This is a genomic window from Caballeronia novacaledonica, assembly GCF_900258035.1.
GTDB lineage: Bacteria > Pseudomonadota > Gammaproteobacteria > Burkholderiales > Burkholderiaceae > Caballeronia > Caballeronia novacaledonica.
This window is the reverse complement of the sequence record NZ_OGTP01000027.1, coordinates 19,790-34,073: the sequence shown is the minus strand read 5'-3', so window position 1 is coordinate 34,073 and position 14,284 is coordinate 19,790. Positions and strand designations below refer to the sequence as shown.

Annotated in this window: 9 protein-coding genes; 4 read left to right on the top strand and 5 right to left on the bottom strand. The window is 59.1% G+C overall.

Annotated elements, in window-relative coordinates:
• Positions 1 to 1,035 carry an H-NS family nucleoid-associated regulatory protein gene (locus NOV72_RS27195; protein ID WP_106857631.1) on the top strand — a complete coding sequence of 345 codons (1,035 nt, stop codon included), beginning with the start codon at positions 1 to 3 and terminating at the stop codon, positions 1,033 to 1,035.
• A gap of 2 nt (positions 1,036 to 1,037) precedes the next feature.
• Here NOV72_RS27195 and NOV72_RS27190 read toward each other — a convergent pair whose 3' ends face one another.
• Entirely contained in the window at positions 1,038 to 2,786 is a 1,749-nt protein-coding gene (locus NOV72_RS27190; protein ID WP_106857630.1) for a site-specific integrase, read from the bottom strand.
• A gap of 517 nt (positions 2,787 to 3,303) precedes the next feature.
• On the opposite strand from NOV72_RS27190, the gene NOV72_RS27180 reads away from it, so the two are divergent.
• Together NOV72_RS27180 and NOV72_RS27175 are read left to right on the top strand one after the other, a co-directional pair.
• The gene (locus tag NOV72_RS27180; RefSeq protein ID WP_106857628.1) at positions 3,304 to 4,671 is read left to right on the top strand and encodes a DnaJ domain-containing protein; all 1,368 of its coding nucleotides are present in this window, start codon (positions 3,304 to 3,306) and stop codon (positions 4,669 to 4,671) included.
• A gap of 1,476 nt (positions 4,672 to 6,147) precedes the next feature.
• Positions 6,148 to 7,701 carry a hypothetical protein gene (locus NOV72_RS27175; RefSeq protein WP_106857627.1) on the top strand — a complete coding sequence of 518 codons (1,554 nt, stop codon included), beginning with the start codon at positions 6,148 to 6,150 and terminating at the stop codon, positions 7,699 to 7,701.
• Positions 7,702 to 8,163: 462 nt separating this feature from the next.
• Here NOV72_RS27175 and NOV72_RS27170 read toward each other — a convergent pair whose 3' ends face one another.
• Positions 8,164 to 8,655: a helix-turn-helix domain-containing protein gene (locus NOV72_RS27170; protein WP_106857626.1), complete on the bottom strand. Its 492-nt coding sequence runs from the start codon at positions 8,653 to 8,655 to the stop codon at positions 8,164 to 8,166.
• Positions 8,656 to 8,863: 208 nt separating this feature from the next.
• A complete protein-coding gene (locus NOV72_RS27165) occupies positions 8,864 to 10,069 on the bottom strand; it encodes an MFS transporter (RefSeq protein WP_106857625.1) in 1,206 nt (401 codons plus the stop codon).
• 114 nt (positions 10,070 to 10,183) lie between these two features.
• Here NOV72_RS27165 and NOV72_RS27160 point away from each other — a divergent pair, with 114 nt between their 5' ends.
• Positions 10,184 to 11,002, top strand: coding sequence for an exodeoxyribonuclease III (locus NOV72_RS27160; protein WP_106857624.1), 819 nt, complete (start codon positions 10,184 to 10,186; stop codon positions 11,000 to 11,002).
• Here NOV72_RS27160 and NOV72_RS27155 read toward each other — a convergent pair.
• Both NOV72_RS27155 and NOV72_RS27140 read right to left on the bottom strand, forming a co-directional pair.
• Positions 10,999 to 11,946: an alpha/beta hydrolase gene (locus NOV72_RS27155; protein ID WP_245933166.1), complete on the bottom strand. Its 948-nt coding sequence runs from the start codon at positions 11,944 to 11,946 to the stop codon at positions 10,999 to 11,001. The two genes, NOV72_RS27160 and NOV72_RS27155, sit on opposite strands and share 4 nt — an antisense overlap.
• A gap of 744 nt (positions 11,947 to 12,690) precedes the next feature.
• Positions 12,691 to 14,061 (bottom strand): nucleobase:cation symporter-2 family protein, encoded by a 1,371-nt coding sequence (locus tag NOV72_RS27140; RefSeq protein ID WP_106857620.1) that lies wholly within the window; start codon positions 14,059 to 14,061, stop codon positions 12,691 to 12,693.
• Between the last annotated feature and the right edge of the window lie 223 nt (positions 14,062 to 14,284).

Sequence of the window (14,284 nt, the reverse complement as noted above, 5' to 3'; positions counted from 1 at the left end):
ATGGCTACGCTAAAGAGCATTCAGTCGAAGATTGCGAAACTGCAGGCGCAGGCGGACGCGATTACCAAGAAGCAGTCGACGAAAGTCATTGCCGAGATTCATGCTCTGATAGCAGAGCACGGGATAACAATGGATGACCTTGGTTCTGCGTTTGGTGACAAAAAGCGTGGCACCAAAATGGCGATGACGTCAGCTTCGGACAAGACAGCGTCGAATGCGAAGTATCGTGACCCGAAGTCTGGAGCGACTTGGAGCGGACATGGCCGCGCGCCCGGATGGATTGCAAACGCAAAGAATCGCGACAAATTCTTGATTGATGGCAGTGCGACGAGCGTCTCGCCTGCAGGCAAAACGTCGCCGGAGTCTGTCGGCAATTACGTTAAGGGCCCACAGCCCGCGCTGTACCGCGACCCTAAGTCGGGAGCGGAGTGGAGTGGTCGCGGCAGAGCTCCGGCGTGGCTGGCGAGTGCTAAAAATCGCGACCGGTTTCTAATTGACGGCAATGCGACGACCGCGCCCGCTGTCGATAAAAGTTCGGCGAAGCCTGCCGGCAACTACGTTCGCGGGCCTCAGCCTGCAAAATATCGTGACCCCAAGAGCGGTGCAGAGTGGAGCGGTCGCGGCAAGGCGCCGGGTTGGCTGGCTGGTGCCAGAGACAGGACGAAATTCCTGATTGACGGCGCTGCGGCCACGGCTGCTGATGGCAAGGAAAGTGCGCCCAAGGCCGTTTCGGCGAAGAAGGTGGGGGTGAAGAAGACAACGTCGAAGAAGACGACAGCCACTGCATCCGCAAAGAAGGCGGTCGCGAAGAAAGCTTCGGTGACGTTCGCAAAGACTTCTGCCGGCAAGAAAGTTACTGCGAAAAAGTCGACTTCCTCGGCAAAGAAGGGACCGCAAGCTGGGAGCAAGAAGACTGCCGCCAAGAAAGTGGCGACGAAGAGGTCTGGAGGCAAAGCGACAGCAGAGAATGCGGTGGACTCGACGACGCTGCTGCCTGCAACGAGCGGGAGCGAGGTTGAGGCCGGAATTCTGTAGCGTTAGGGGACGCCGAATGCGTTTCGGACCTGCTGAACTCGTCGTGTGTCGTCCCCGTGTAAGTATTTGGATGTTGTTGAAATCGAGGCGTGTCGCAAGTTGTCGCGGACGCACACAAGGTCAACTCCGTCTTCGAGCGCATGAGTTGCGTGACTGTGTCTTAACCAATGCGGACTGACGTGACCTAAGGTATCCGCGAGTAATGCATCTTCCTCGCCGACAAACTTTGCAGCTGTATCGAAAAAACGACTCATCACCTGTCGCAGTCGGGCTGTTGTGATGCCCGCCGTGTTTCCCTCGGACGTCTCTCCAGTCAGCGCTCCAATGAGCTTCACAGAACGCGGCCATCGCGCTCGGGCAATTGGCAAGCCGCGCTCTACGAGGTGTATTTCGAGGGCGCGCAGGGCAAGCGGTGGCAGCGCGACTTTCGCCTTCTTTTGTCCTTTACCTACAAGATGTAACCAGGCGTCGCCATTCTCGTCCTCTCGAACGTCTCCCAGCTTCGAATCGACGAGTTCGTGCGCGCGCAGTCCTGTGGCAACGGCGAAATCGAGGATGAATCTCATCCGCTGCGCAGCCGCGGCGCTCCAGCCATGAACGACTTCGAGTTGCCCGGCGAAGGTTCGCGCAACCCTCCACTGCGACTGCGTGAGGCAACGGTCGGCGTCGAAATGCGTACTTCGTCCTGCGCCTCGAACTTTGAGGCCGGCAAAAGGATTAGCCAGCACGTAACGCTGCTCGACGAGCCAGCGGAAAAGGGAGCGCAACACCGTCAACGCATATGCAATGGATTCGGACGACAGCCCATGGACGAAGGGGCGCCATTCGACGGACGAGCGCGGCCGCGCCGGTCCGACCCAGCGCTCGCGTGGCGTCGGGCGGCGCAGGAAGGTTCGGTACGCTACCGCGTCGTCGGTGGTGAGCGACGAAAGGGGTCGCTGGCGTTCCACGATGGTCCACAGCAACAGACGCTCGGCTTCTCTTCGGTAGGCGCGCGCGGTCTCCGGTGCCTCGTGCAATTCGAGCCAGGCGTGGACTGCTTCGTAATCCGTTTCTGCGTTAAGCAGGCAACTCGCAACCGGTGCTCGGAATCGACCGTGCGAGCCGTCGAGCGATTCCGGAACGCTCAGCCTTTCCTGCGGCACCACAAGATGGCTCGTCGGCTGATGCACCAGCGTCCGCGCTTGGGCCGTCAAAGCAGGATGCGTCTCAAAGAAGGCTTCCACGTCGCGTGCACCGACGCGTCCGAGCCCGGCGATGGCGTGCCACCAGAGGCGACGGCGCGGCACTCGCACCGTCAAGTCCGCGAGGGTACTTATGCCGGCCGCCTGGAGCGCTCGCACTATGCGAGGTGACAGCCATTGCGCCACGTCATCGTTCACCTGCGGTTCCGGAACGGCCGCATGGCGTAAGACGTCCAGCGCGCGGACCACGGAGCCAGCGCGCGCGGTCCGCTCCACGGCGGCGTGGTCGAACAGGCGCGCCAGCTCGGGTCGCTCACGAGACCGAGCGAAGGCGATGAGTTGCTGGCGAATTCGGCTGAGCAGGGCGCGGGACGATTGACCGTCGGCCCGGATATGGCCGAGGTAGCGATGGACGGCGGCGCGCGCGGTGAGCCCCTCGTACCAGGCGCGCAGCGCCGAGAGTTCGTCGAGGTCGGGGAAAGGCGGGGAGGGTGCTGTGGAAGGCGGGGCGTCGGGACCAGACGGGGCGCGGCGGCCGCGCCCGGCAGCGGGCGGCGACGGTTTCATGCTTCCAGTTTAGGTCGCGGTCCGTGCGCTATCGATAAGATAAATTATCGCAATAGCACTGCTCACGCATCGACCTTGAATACCTCGCGTACTTCCTCAATCCCACCAGACGGTACACATCGGACCAAGTCGCTCAATGAGTGAGTCGTTGACGCGTGCAGAACCCACGGCGAAGGGCGCTTGACCACGGCGTCGCGGTAACAGCTTTCTGAAACGACGAGCACATCTTGGCCACGGCGGGCCTGAGCAATCTTGCATTCATCGAGCAGGACCGCACCGAAGAGCACAACCGTCGAGACCGTCCTCGAAAGCTCGATAACACTCGCCGAATCCCTCGCCGAGAACTCAGCGCTTTGGATAGTCGATAGGAACATGCGCCGACGAACCAGAGTACGTCGGTCTGCGCCTATCGAAGGTCGTGCGCTGATAGGGTCGTTAATAAATAATGCTGATATTAAGCCTACGGTTTTCTGTCGTCCCGCCGATAAACAGGGATAAACAGATTTGAGCAAGGCACATGGTTTCGACTCACACCCATTACGACAATCTGAGAGTGTCGCGGAACGCGCCCCCGGAGGTCATTCGGGCGGCGTACAAGGCGTTGACGCAGCGCTACCATCCGGACAAGAACCACAGTCCGGACGCGACGCGCATCATGAAAATTCTCAACGAAGCGTATGCGGTTCTCAGCGATGCGGAGGCGCGGCGTCGTTACGACGAGACCATCGGCAGCGATGCATCTCATTCGCATGCACATCCGGAACCCCAGGCACATCCACAGGGTGCTGCCGAGCAAGGTCGCGCAGAGCCCTCGTTCCGAGCTGGCCGTGACGACAATGCACCGCCGTCGGACGTTCCGCCAAACGGGTCTACAGTTGATGCTGGTCACCCCGCTTTGTTGCCCATGGCCGGGCGTTGGTCGAGATTCTTCGCGCGCAGCTTCGACCTCTGGTGGGAAATCGCAGCTGTAGCATTCGTGGGTGGCTACTGGCTCGCGCAGAACTCAGCCTGGTACGTCGAAGTCATGACCGGACCCAGTGCGAACTTCTACGCATCGATACTTTTTCTTCCCCTCGCGCTGGTGCTTGACGCCTTCGTATATCGGATTTTCCGCAACACACCTGGAAAGGCGTTGCTGGGTTTGAGAGTAACGACGATTGAAGGGAGCCGCCTGACATTCGACGACTACTTGCGTCGAAACTTCGCGCTTTGGATGAGCGGGCTTGCGTTCGGCCTGCCCTTATTCAATCTAGGGACGATGATTCGACAATCTTCCCGACTAGGAAACGGCGAGCAAGCGAGCTACGACGAGTTCAGTGGCAACAGGGTACGTGCAAGCAAGAACGGAATCTTCAAAAAGCTGCTGTTTGCCGTGGCGTACGTGCTTTTAGTTGGCAGCCTGTCCATCGCGAATCAGGCCACTGAGCGCTCAAGTGTGGCCTCTCGGGTCCCAGCCGGTGCGCCGGATGTCGCCTGGACGAATCCGGTAACGGGCAGCAGCACAATGGTTGAGCCAACTTGGAAATTCGGTCAGCAGACAAGCGACGGGGCACCGGTTTACTCGTTCACGGAGAAGACGCAGCATGCCGCCGTCTACTTCGCGCAAGAAAGTTTCCCGCGCATCGAGTTGCGCGAGTACGTGAACCTTTATAGACAAGGGGTCACAGGCACGATACGCCTCAACGGGAGCGGCGCCTTTTCCGACGATGGGAATTTCTGGCAAGCCGACGGCGAGTTGGTAAAAGGGGCGCTGCGCCTCCATGTCTCCATCGTGCGGATTGGAGCCAGCTTCTGGCGCATCGTCGAAGTCCAAGACAAACCGTATGCGTTCACCGATGATGCCCTGACGAAGCTTCGCACCGCGCTGTGGGGAACACTGCGCTAGTCCTCCTTCTAGGGAACACGGGTGCGCAGGCTACTTATCGCTGAATGCGATGTAGCAAGCCGACGCGATGTATGCAAAAAATATCGTAAGACGCAATGGAAGCAAGAGAACTGATTCGTTCACTCCTTGACTTTACTCAGTTCGCGAGAAAGTCATGCTCTACTTATCGATGGGCGTCTTCGTTGGAAAGCTTCGCTGACCTGGATGACCCCTCGGCCCCTGTTCTTAGATGCCGTCACTTCCTCGTCTTTTCTGTGACGCTAACAGTTTTAAGTCTCGCGTTGCTGCTGACCTCCCTCAACCTTAGTGTTTTGAATTTTCAACGCGGGGGTCGCCGAGCTCATGACGTGGTAGCGCTCCTCGTTGGGTTCAAACGCGACATAGCTGCGGCGTTTTCGTCCTCGATTATCACGGACTTCGCCATAACTAAGCAAGCCGTCGTACTTTTCACATCGATTTCTGGTTCCATAGTCGCCGCAATTGCTCTTGCAATGGTGGCAAATGTGCGCCGCGTCCCCACGGTCGAACGGCTGCGTCAGTTGGCCTTTACATCGCTTATCCTCTCTACAGGGTTTGTGCACTTCGCAATGGCTTGCTGCGTTGCGACCTGTTTCGTCCTTTTGGCTCGTGCATACGACCTCAACATGCGACCGGGCGAAGGCATTACTTTAACTGTATTGCTTGTAGTCTTTGCTGTCTCATCATATCTAACAGTGTTAGTTAGAAGACTTAGTACGAAGGGAGCCAGAGGAGACCGCTCGGGTACCGCTAATCTATCGGTTCTTTATTCAGCCCTGGCGCCGGCTTGCGTCGCATTGGTACTAATGTCATGTGCAGTATGGGCCCTCGATTGGTTCAGACCGTCCGTTGCGGCAATGCTTTCCGAGAGTTGCGGTGCGCCAGACAGGCGGACATGTGTACTTACGCTTATGCCGAAAGACATCGATGGTACCGTTCTGCTCGACGGTGTTCGTGTTCAAATGACAATGGAATTTGCCGATGAATTTAGTATTGTAGGTCCGAAACGTTTGATGGCAGCAGGAGGATATCTGCGACTAATTCAGAATCCGGACACACCGTCGCTTTTGGAGCTTGGTATGAAGCGAGTGAGCGGAGTCGTTCAATTTGTCCACTTCGAATGCCCTCAAAATCTAAGCGGAGCGGGGCGACAAAGGAAGTTGACTATCCGGTCATTTGTAGCCTCGGCCGACACGCATACCGTCGATATCGAGGACTTTGACTCGATAGAACCGGTTCAAATCAAATTCTCCACCAACAGAGATGTGATTCGGCTATTCCGCAACTCGGTCACTGGGTGCGTATTATTCCCCTGAGCGACGCGCTCGTGCCGTGCAGCGACCTTGGGCCAGTGGACGTTGTACTTGGATTCAGAGCCCAGTCATCACAAAGCGGAGAAACGAGTCCTGAGCGAAGTGGCGCAGGCGCCGAAATTTCCAACAGAATCAGAAGAAGCCAATGCATTTCAATATCTCGTTTTTTGCGCCAAAGCCGACCACCACTATAAGCGCTCGGTCTTTCAAGAAGAATCCTGGAGACTTCGCGAAATTGTTCGACTTAATGCCATCTCACGGGCCAACCGTCACAATCGAAAGCCTTTTCAAACTTGCACTTGATGCTGGATATGGGTCGCTCTCGAGCAGGAGCATGAAGGAAGTACTTGGGCTTCTACAAACAGATATCGCCCGACTAAGAGACTATCAACGTGCCAGACTGCGACTATTGCTGTCGCTTTTTGACATCAATATTCGCGCTTCACTCTTCGAAGTTCACGGTATCGCAAAGGTTTTGGAAGCGAGCGAGAAAAGCGATGCATCTTTTATTCTGGGCAGCGTGGGGTGCCGCTATGCAACCGAGGAATGGCTCCTGCAGCGAAAACGCTACATTGAATCATTCTGGCACTACTCGACATACAGCAGCAAGGCAGTAGCTAAGATAAAATTGTCCGCACCGGAACTGGCGGGTAAGAGTCGACCTGATTACTTAGTTCGTGACAACAGAGGCGAGTGGTATGCGCTGGAGGCCAAAGGCACGTTCGATGAGGGTAACTGGTCCACTTTACGCGACGGCTTGAAGCAAGCTTGGCGGCTTAAGACTATACGTTTAACTGACCCCAACACTAAGACAACCGCGAACGTCCTCGTCTCAGATTTCGCGTGCGCCCTTACGCACATCGAGAACAACAGGCCAAGAGTTACGTTCGTTGACCCGCCTGCCGGAGAAGGGTCGAACGGGTGGGAAGACGCTCGGGAGGATGGCGACGACGCAACTGAAGAGCCGACGATTGCCTTGGATTTAGTTATGGAGCTAGCAAAGATTCAACGGTACTTCAACGCATGTCAGCAATTTCGACTGCTCGGTAGGCGGAAGAAAGTGAAACCGAGGTCAGGCCAAGCCTACTTCGAAAATATTAAGTGGGCTGTGGCTATCGAAACTCGGCGAGCATCAGATGATGTGTGGATTGGCATATTGAGATGCGTCTCATCAAAAGAGTTGCTGATGCGAGACCTGCTGGTCGCATCCGAGTACGTGTTGTCTCGATATGAGACGTCAGAAAACGACGGAGTTCACCAAGAGACTTCGCTGAGCCTCGACTCTCTCTCCCCAGCCATGGAGCGTCCCGTCGAGCGGGATAGGTCCAATATATTTCCGTTGAGCGATTCGCAGAAGCGTATCGTAAAAAGGTTTCGAGCTGCGCTTGCAAAACCTCGTTCTCCAGAGGAGCCCACTGATTGGTTGCAACGCATAGCTCCAATGCTTGACGTCGCCGTAGTGCGCGTCAATCGAAAGCCGTTGAACGTGAGAGAATTTGTCGCCCTCATAGCACAGGAGGCCTTCGTTGAGTCGGAGCAAAATGCGTTTCGCATGGAGGTCGCTCAGCGGGAGGTCACTCAGCGACAACGCATAGGGCGATTCGGTATGTCAACGTTGTCTTGCGGCCTAGTTGTGGCCTCTGGTGCAGCCGACTGGGATGCAAAGCCGCTTACGCTTACCTCACGCACGCGGCTATGAGATTTGCGCAATTGAACTCATCGGTCGGTGCATTGTTGACTATCACCAACGTCGTAAATCGCAGGGACAGAGTTCGGCGTTGACCAAGTCGAGCACGAGCGTCGAGAGGGCGCTTGGCGGCTGGGAGGACGACGTTGGCAGCTTGCCTTGTAGAGACGCACGCGTCTGTTACCCGGGCTTGTGACCCTGCAGGAGAGGGCATTTTGACCAGTGAGGGTCGAGAATGACGAGGTACTCGCGCGCGCGGCTGATTCCGACGCGGACAATTCTTCGACATTCTCGCGAATGTAGCCGTCCGTCCGTGGTGACGACGACTAATTGAGCTGCTCCCGCATCGGTGAAGGTGGCCACGGTGAATTGTTCACCGGTCGCCGAAGCACTGTTGTTGATAACCGAGTGGATTGGCCGGTGGGATGAGGCTACGTCGAGTCGCCGAAAAAAGCGCGGGTAACCTGTTTCCGATTAAGCGAGACATTCGCGAGGGTCTGCCAAGAGAATGCATAGGTCGACGTCCAACACTCGGGCGATGTCCGCCACGGTCTCGATTTTGAGGTCTGGCGCGGCGACCTCAATTAACGAAACGTAGTTCCGCGCTAGACCAGCAGCTTGCCCGAGCGCCTCTTGCGACATCCCAGCGACCGAGCGCAGCTTAACTATATTCCCAGACACGATTTTCGATAACGCTATGCGTCGAGGAAGCCGCGGCGTATTCGAAGGCACCGTCTCAAAAAGCTGCGTGGGGTTTAGCTTAAAGAACTTCGCCAGTGCGTCGATTGTGCTCAGGCGGGCATTGGCGTCTCGATTTTCAATGCGCCAAAGCGTGTTGCGACTCATGCCTGTCGACTCAGCTAAAGCGACCAGAGTGAGCCCGGCCGATTCTCTTACGGCTCTCAGGCCTGCCGACAGGCGACGGTTGACATCAAGGGGCTTGTCTTTCGCGAGTTTTTTTACCATCTGGTCTCGTGATGGTGAAAGCAAATGACGCAAGAACGCCGCGCACGCAACGAGGGCGCGCGCGGCGATTTGGTTGCATGAACTCTCCTTCGCTACATCGCAAGGTGCGAAGCGGCGATGGCAACATCGAAAATTTTAGGAATTCCGGTCAATGTTACCGTGCAACGGGGTGTTTTAGGAACACCCTAGTTTGATAGTCAAACTTAAACTACCGCGTTGTCAGCATCGCGCGCAGGAACGTCCACGCGTTGAAGGCGGCGCCGGCGAACATGAGCACGCTCGTCATCGCGAAGACGGCGTGCATGCCCGAATGCGCGGCGATGAAGCCGCCCGCGAGCGGTCCCGTCACCTGCCCGATGTATTGCGCCGATGTCGCGTAGCCGAGGATGTATCCGGCTGCGTGATCGGGCACGCTGTGACGCACGACGCTCGTGATTGCGGGCAGCAGGCCGCCCAGCGCGAGGCCCATCAGAAAGCGCAGCACGACGAGCTGCGTGCCGTCGGTGACGAACATCTGCGGAATCAGCAGCACGCCGCAGACGGCGAGACACGCGACGATCACCTTCGGTGCGCCGATGCGATCCGCGAGCCGTCCGACGCGCGGCGCGGCGAGCACGCTGCCGAGCGCGGCGGCGGACATCACGAAGCCCGCGACGAGCGTGACCTGCTTCGGGTCTTTCACGAGCTGCGACACGTACACCGTGATGATCGGCTCGATCGACATGTTCGCGAACATGAGCAGCATCGCGCTCACGAGCATCGCGATGACGGGCGTGAGCAGCGGCACGTCGCGCCAGCCGCCGCGCGGCGTTGTCTTCGCGTGATCCGGCGCGCGGCGCTCTTCCTTGACGAACAGCGTCGTCATGATGAACGAGCAGAAGATGAGGCCGCCCGCGAGAAAGAACGTCGCGCGTATGCCGATCAGTCCCGGCAGCAACCCGCCGACGAGCGGCCCGACGAGATTGCCCGCCATCATGCCCGCCGCGTGCGTGCCGAGCGCCCACGCGGTGCGGTGTTTCGGCGTCTGCGTCGCGATCATGACGATGGCGCCGCTCGCATAACCGCCGACGAGCCCCGCGAGAAAGCGCATCGCCACGAGTTGCCAGACCGTCTGCACGACGCCGAGCAGGGACATCGTGATCGCCATGCCGAGGCTCGCGCGAATGAGGATCGGCTTGCGGCCGTAGCGGTCGGCGAGACGTCCCCAAAGCGGCGCGACGAGGCCCGCCGCGAGAAACGTCGCGCCGAACGCGATGCCGGACCATTGCACCGCCGCCTCCACCGACGACGCCCCGAGCTGCTGCACATAGAGCGGCAGGAAGGGCAGGAGCAGCGTCATCGCCATGATGGTGGTGAACGAGCCGAAAACGCAGACGTAGAGATTGCGCTGCCAGTGCGCGGAGGCTTCGGACATGGATGCGAGGATCGTGGCGGAGTTCGCGTGACTTTGGCAGATTTTCCGCCGCCGCGCTCGCGTATGCCGCGGCACGCAAACTGCGGGGCGTGTACGATCGATTCCGATCCACCGATGGAGCGACGCCGAGTGAAAATCGCGACCTTCAACATCAACGGCATCCGTCCGCGTCTCGACGCCTTGTTGCAATGGCTCGAACGCGAATCGCCCGATATCGTCTGCCTGCAGGAACTCAAGGCGACGGACGCGCAGTTTCCCGCCGAGGCGATCGCGAACGCGGGTTATGGCGCGTTGTGGCACGGACAGCAGTCGTGGAACGGCGTGGCGATTCTCGCGAAGGATGCCGAGCCGGTGCTGAGCCGGCGCGGGCTGCCCGGTTATGAGGACGATACGCATAGCCGTTATATCGAAGCGGCCGTGGGCGGCTTGCTGATCGGCTGTCTTTATCTTCCGAACGGCAATCCGCAGCCGGGCCCGAAGTTCGACTACAAGCTCGCGTGGTTCGAGCGCTTCAACGCACACGCGAAGGCGTTGCTCGACAGCGGTCATCCCGTCGTGCTCGCGGGCGATTACAACGTCGTGCCCACCGACGAGGACATCTACAACACGCGTTCGTGGCTGAAGGACGCGCTCTTGCAGCCCGAGAGCCGCGCGGCTTATGCCGATTTACTCGCGCAAGGCTGGACGGATGCGCTGCGCAAGATATTTCCCGATGAGCGCATCTATACGTTCTGGGATTACTTTCGCAATCACTGGCAGACGAATTCGGGCTTGCGCATCGATCATATTTTGCTGACCAAGGATCTGGCGAAGAAGCTGCAGAGCGCGGGCGTCGACAAGTGGGTGCGTGGCGAGGCGCACGCGAGCGATCATGCGCCGACGTGGGTGACGCTGAAGACGGGGCGGGCTCGCGGGAAAACCGCGGGCGCTTAAGCCTGGAGCGTGTCCCGCGCCGGTTGCAGCGACGCGAGAAATTGCATGACGTGTTCGCGGCCGCCCTTCGTCCAGACGTCGAGGTGATCGGCGTCTTCGATGAGCGCGAGATGTTTGTTGCCGCGCGCGGCGTCGAAGAGGCGCCGGAAGTGCGCGGGCGGAATCACGCCGTCTTTCGTGCCGCCGTAGATCAGGATCGGCGCGCGCACCGAGGCGATTTTCGAAAGGCTTTCGTAGCGGTCGCGTGCGAGCAGGCGGACGGGGAAGAGCCGGAATCGCTTCGCCGCCACATCGACGATGCTCGTGAACGGCGCTTCGAGCATCAGCGCATGGATCTTCGCTTCGCTGGCGAGCTGCACGGCGACGCCGGAGCCGAGCGAATAGCCGTGCAGGACGACGTTCGACGATCTCGCAGACGCGTAGGCGTGGGCGGCGCGCGCATCGGCGTAGAGGCCGGCTTCGTGGGGCCTGCCGGGATTGCCGCCATAGCCGCGATATTCGGCGAGCAGTACGCCGTAGCCCGCTTCGATCATTTCCAGCGCGATATGGCCGCGCTGGGCGAGGTCTTCGCCGTTGCCGTGGAAGAGGATGATGGTCGGGGCGGCTTTGTTTCCGGGCGCCTGGTATCGGACTGTCAGGTCGAGTCCGTCGGCGGTTCTGATGCTGACTGCTTCGGTGCGGGCTTCGAGTTCGGCGTTTTTGAACGCTTCGATCTGTTCGAGTGGATAGACGAGTCGGCCTTGCAGCCAATAGAGCCCTGCCAGGGCGACGGTGTAGATCAGCGCGATCGCTAGCAGAAGGATCCAGAGGATTTCGCGCATGGGATTCGTGGGGCGGGTTTGGGGGCTTTCATATGGTAGTGGGTTTGATTTGGTTTTGGTTTTCGCCGGATCCCGATTTGCTTTTGGTCTATTAGCACTGCCCCTGTGCGGGGCGGCAGTCACTTTCTTTGCTGCTGCAAAGAAGGCAGCTTTTATCGCGGGCGGCGCGGGGGCTTTTTGAGGCTTCGAGGGTTTTCGCCGGATCCCGTTTTCGCGTCGGTCTATTGGCGTTGCCCCTGTGCGGGGCGGCAGTCACTTTCTTTGCTGCTGCAAAGAAAGTAACCAAAGAAAGCAGCTTTTCAGGCCCGCGGTCACACGCAACTTGGCCAATTTTCTCCCTTAAGTTGGCACTCGCCTAAAGAGTGCCCTCATCACAATCACCGGGCTTGGATCGCGCACGGTCTGACAAGCTACTTGTTTTAGGGCGCTGGTTCAGCACGAAAGAGCATCGGCACTGCGCTTCGCGCTGCCGTTGGGTATGCGAGGGAAACCATCGAGAAAGAAGCGCACGCAGCCCCCGCCCCGATTGACCCATCGGCCGCGAAGCGGGCCGGCGCCATTTCGTGCTGAACCAATCTGGCGTGTGGTGCGACGCGGCAGACCGTGCGCGAGCCAAGTCCGACAAGACCTTTGAGGGCACTCGCTACTCTGGGGGCCATTAGGTCAATCGCCTGTGCCGCGGCCGGCATGAAGTGCTTAGGCTGGGGATAGCTGTTTCTTTGGTTACTTTCTTTGCAGCAGCAAAGAAAGTGACTGCCGCCCCGCACAGGGGCAACGCTAATAAACCGACGCGAAAACGGGATCCGGCGAAACGAAAGCCAAAAGCTTCAGACCCGAACACGAGATCCGGCGAAAGCCAAAAAAAATTCACTCACGAATATCCCCCTCCCCATGCCGCAAACTCAAAGGCATCTCAGCAGCGATTTCCCTCTCGATATCCCCCGAATCGCGCTCGCGATTAAAAAGCGCATTGAGCAGAATCGCAAACACCGCAGCGAGCGTGATCCCGCTATGGGTCAGCGGCCCGGCCCACCCGGGCATATGCGCAAAAAAAGTCGGCGCGGCAAGCGGAATCACCCCGACGCCCAAACTGATCGCGATGATGAGCAAGTTGTTCTTGCTGTCGAAATCGACCTTGCTCAGAATCTTCACGCCGGTCGCCGCGACCATCCCGAACATCGCAATCCCGGCGCCGCCGAGCACCACGACCGGTATCGACGCAATCAGATTGGAAAGCTTCGGCAACAGCCCGAGCAGAATCAGAATCACGCCCGACACCGCGACAACCCATCGGCTCTTCACGCCCGTAATCCCCACGAGTCCGATGTTTTGCGAAAACGACGAATGCGGAAACGTATTGAAAATCCCGCCGATCACCGTGCCGAGACCGTCCGTGCGCAATCCGCGCGTCGCGTCGATGCGCGAAACGGGCCGCATCGCGAGGTCGCCGAGCGCGAGAAACATGCCGAGCGATTCCACCATGATGACCACCATCACGAGACACAACGAGGCGATCGCCGCGAGATCGAAAGTCGGCATGCCGAACGCAAACGGCCGCACCGGCGCGAACCACGCGGCCTGACCGACGCCGCCAAAATCGACGAACCCGAGCGGCAGCGCAATCGCGAAGCCGATCGCCATGCCGAGCAACACCGAAATATTCGCGAGAAAGCCCTTCAGATACTTGTTGATGAACAGAATCGCGAGCAGCACGACCGCCGCGATCATCAGGTTCCTCGGCTCGCCGAAATTCGCCGCGCCGCGCCCGCCGCCCGCCCAGTTGATCGCCACCGGAAAGAGCGTCATGCCGATCGTGAGAATGATCGTGCCCGTGACGATCGGCGGAAAAAAGCGCATCAGCCGGCCGAAGAACGGCGCGATCAATATCGCGAACACGCCCGCCGCGATCGTCGCGCCGAAGATCGCCGTGAGCCCGGCGCCGGACGATGCCATCGCGACCATCGGTCCGACCGGCGCGAAGCTCACGCCCATGATCACCGGCAAGCGAATGCCGAACTTCCATACGCCGATGCACTGCACCAGCGTGACGAGCCCGCACGCGAAGAGGTCCGAGCTGATCAGAAACGCGACCTGCTCCTTTGGCAGCTTCAACGCCGCGCCGATGATGAGCGGCACCGCGATCGCACCCGCGTACATCACGAGCACGTGCTGAATGCCGACCGCCAGCATCTGACCGATGGGCAGCACTTCGTCGACGGGGTGAATCGTTTGGGCCATGTGCGCTCCGGCGAATCGGATGAGGTTTGAGTCGGTCGCCCGAGTATTGCATCGGGCGATAGCCGAAAAAATATTCGCGCCGCTATACACGGCATCGCATGCCGGACGTGTGCTTCATCCTATGGACGCGCGGGTTTCCTCAGGATATTTGACCGGACTTCGTCCACCCGGCGGCGCACGACCGGAAGCATTTTCCGATTGCGCCGGGCGCCGCCGGCAGCGC

Bases quoted from the DNA above. Each gene is read 5' to 3' on its own strand.
- NOV72_RS27195 (WP_106857631.1), top strand. From the start codon at position 1: ATGGCTACGCTAAAGAGCATTCAGTCGAAGATTGCGAAACTGCAGGCG.
- NOV72_RS27170 (WP_106857626.1), bottom strand. From the start codon at position 8,655: ATGGTAAAAAAACTCGCGAAAGACAAGCCCCTTGATGTCAACCGTCGC.
- NOV72_RS27160 (WP_106857624.1), top strand. From the start codon at position 10,184: ATGGAGCGACGCCGAGTGAAAATCGCGACCTTCAACATCAACGGCATC.
- NOV72_RS27165 (WP_106857625.1), bottom strand. From the start codon at position 10,069: ATGTCCGAAGCCTCCGCGCACTGGCAGCGCAATCTCTACGTCTGCGTT.
- NOV72_RS27180 (WP_106857628.1), top strand. From the start codon at position 3,304: ATGGTTTCGACTCACACCCATTACGACAATCTGAGAGTGTCGCGGAAC.
- NOV72_RS27175 (WP_106857627.1), top strand. From the start codon at position 6,148: ATGCATTTCAATATCTCGTTTTTTGCGCCAAAGCCGACCACCACTATA.
- NOV72_RS27190 (WP_106857630.1), bottom strand. From the start codon at position 2,786: ATGAAACCGTCGCCGCCCGCTGCCGGGCGCGGCCGCCGCGCCCCGTCT.
- NOV72_RS27140 (WP_106857620.1), bottom strand. From the start codon at position 14,061: ATGGCCCAAACGATTCACCCCGTCGACGAAGTGCTGCCCATCGGTCAG.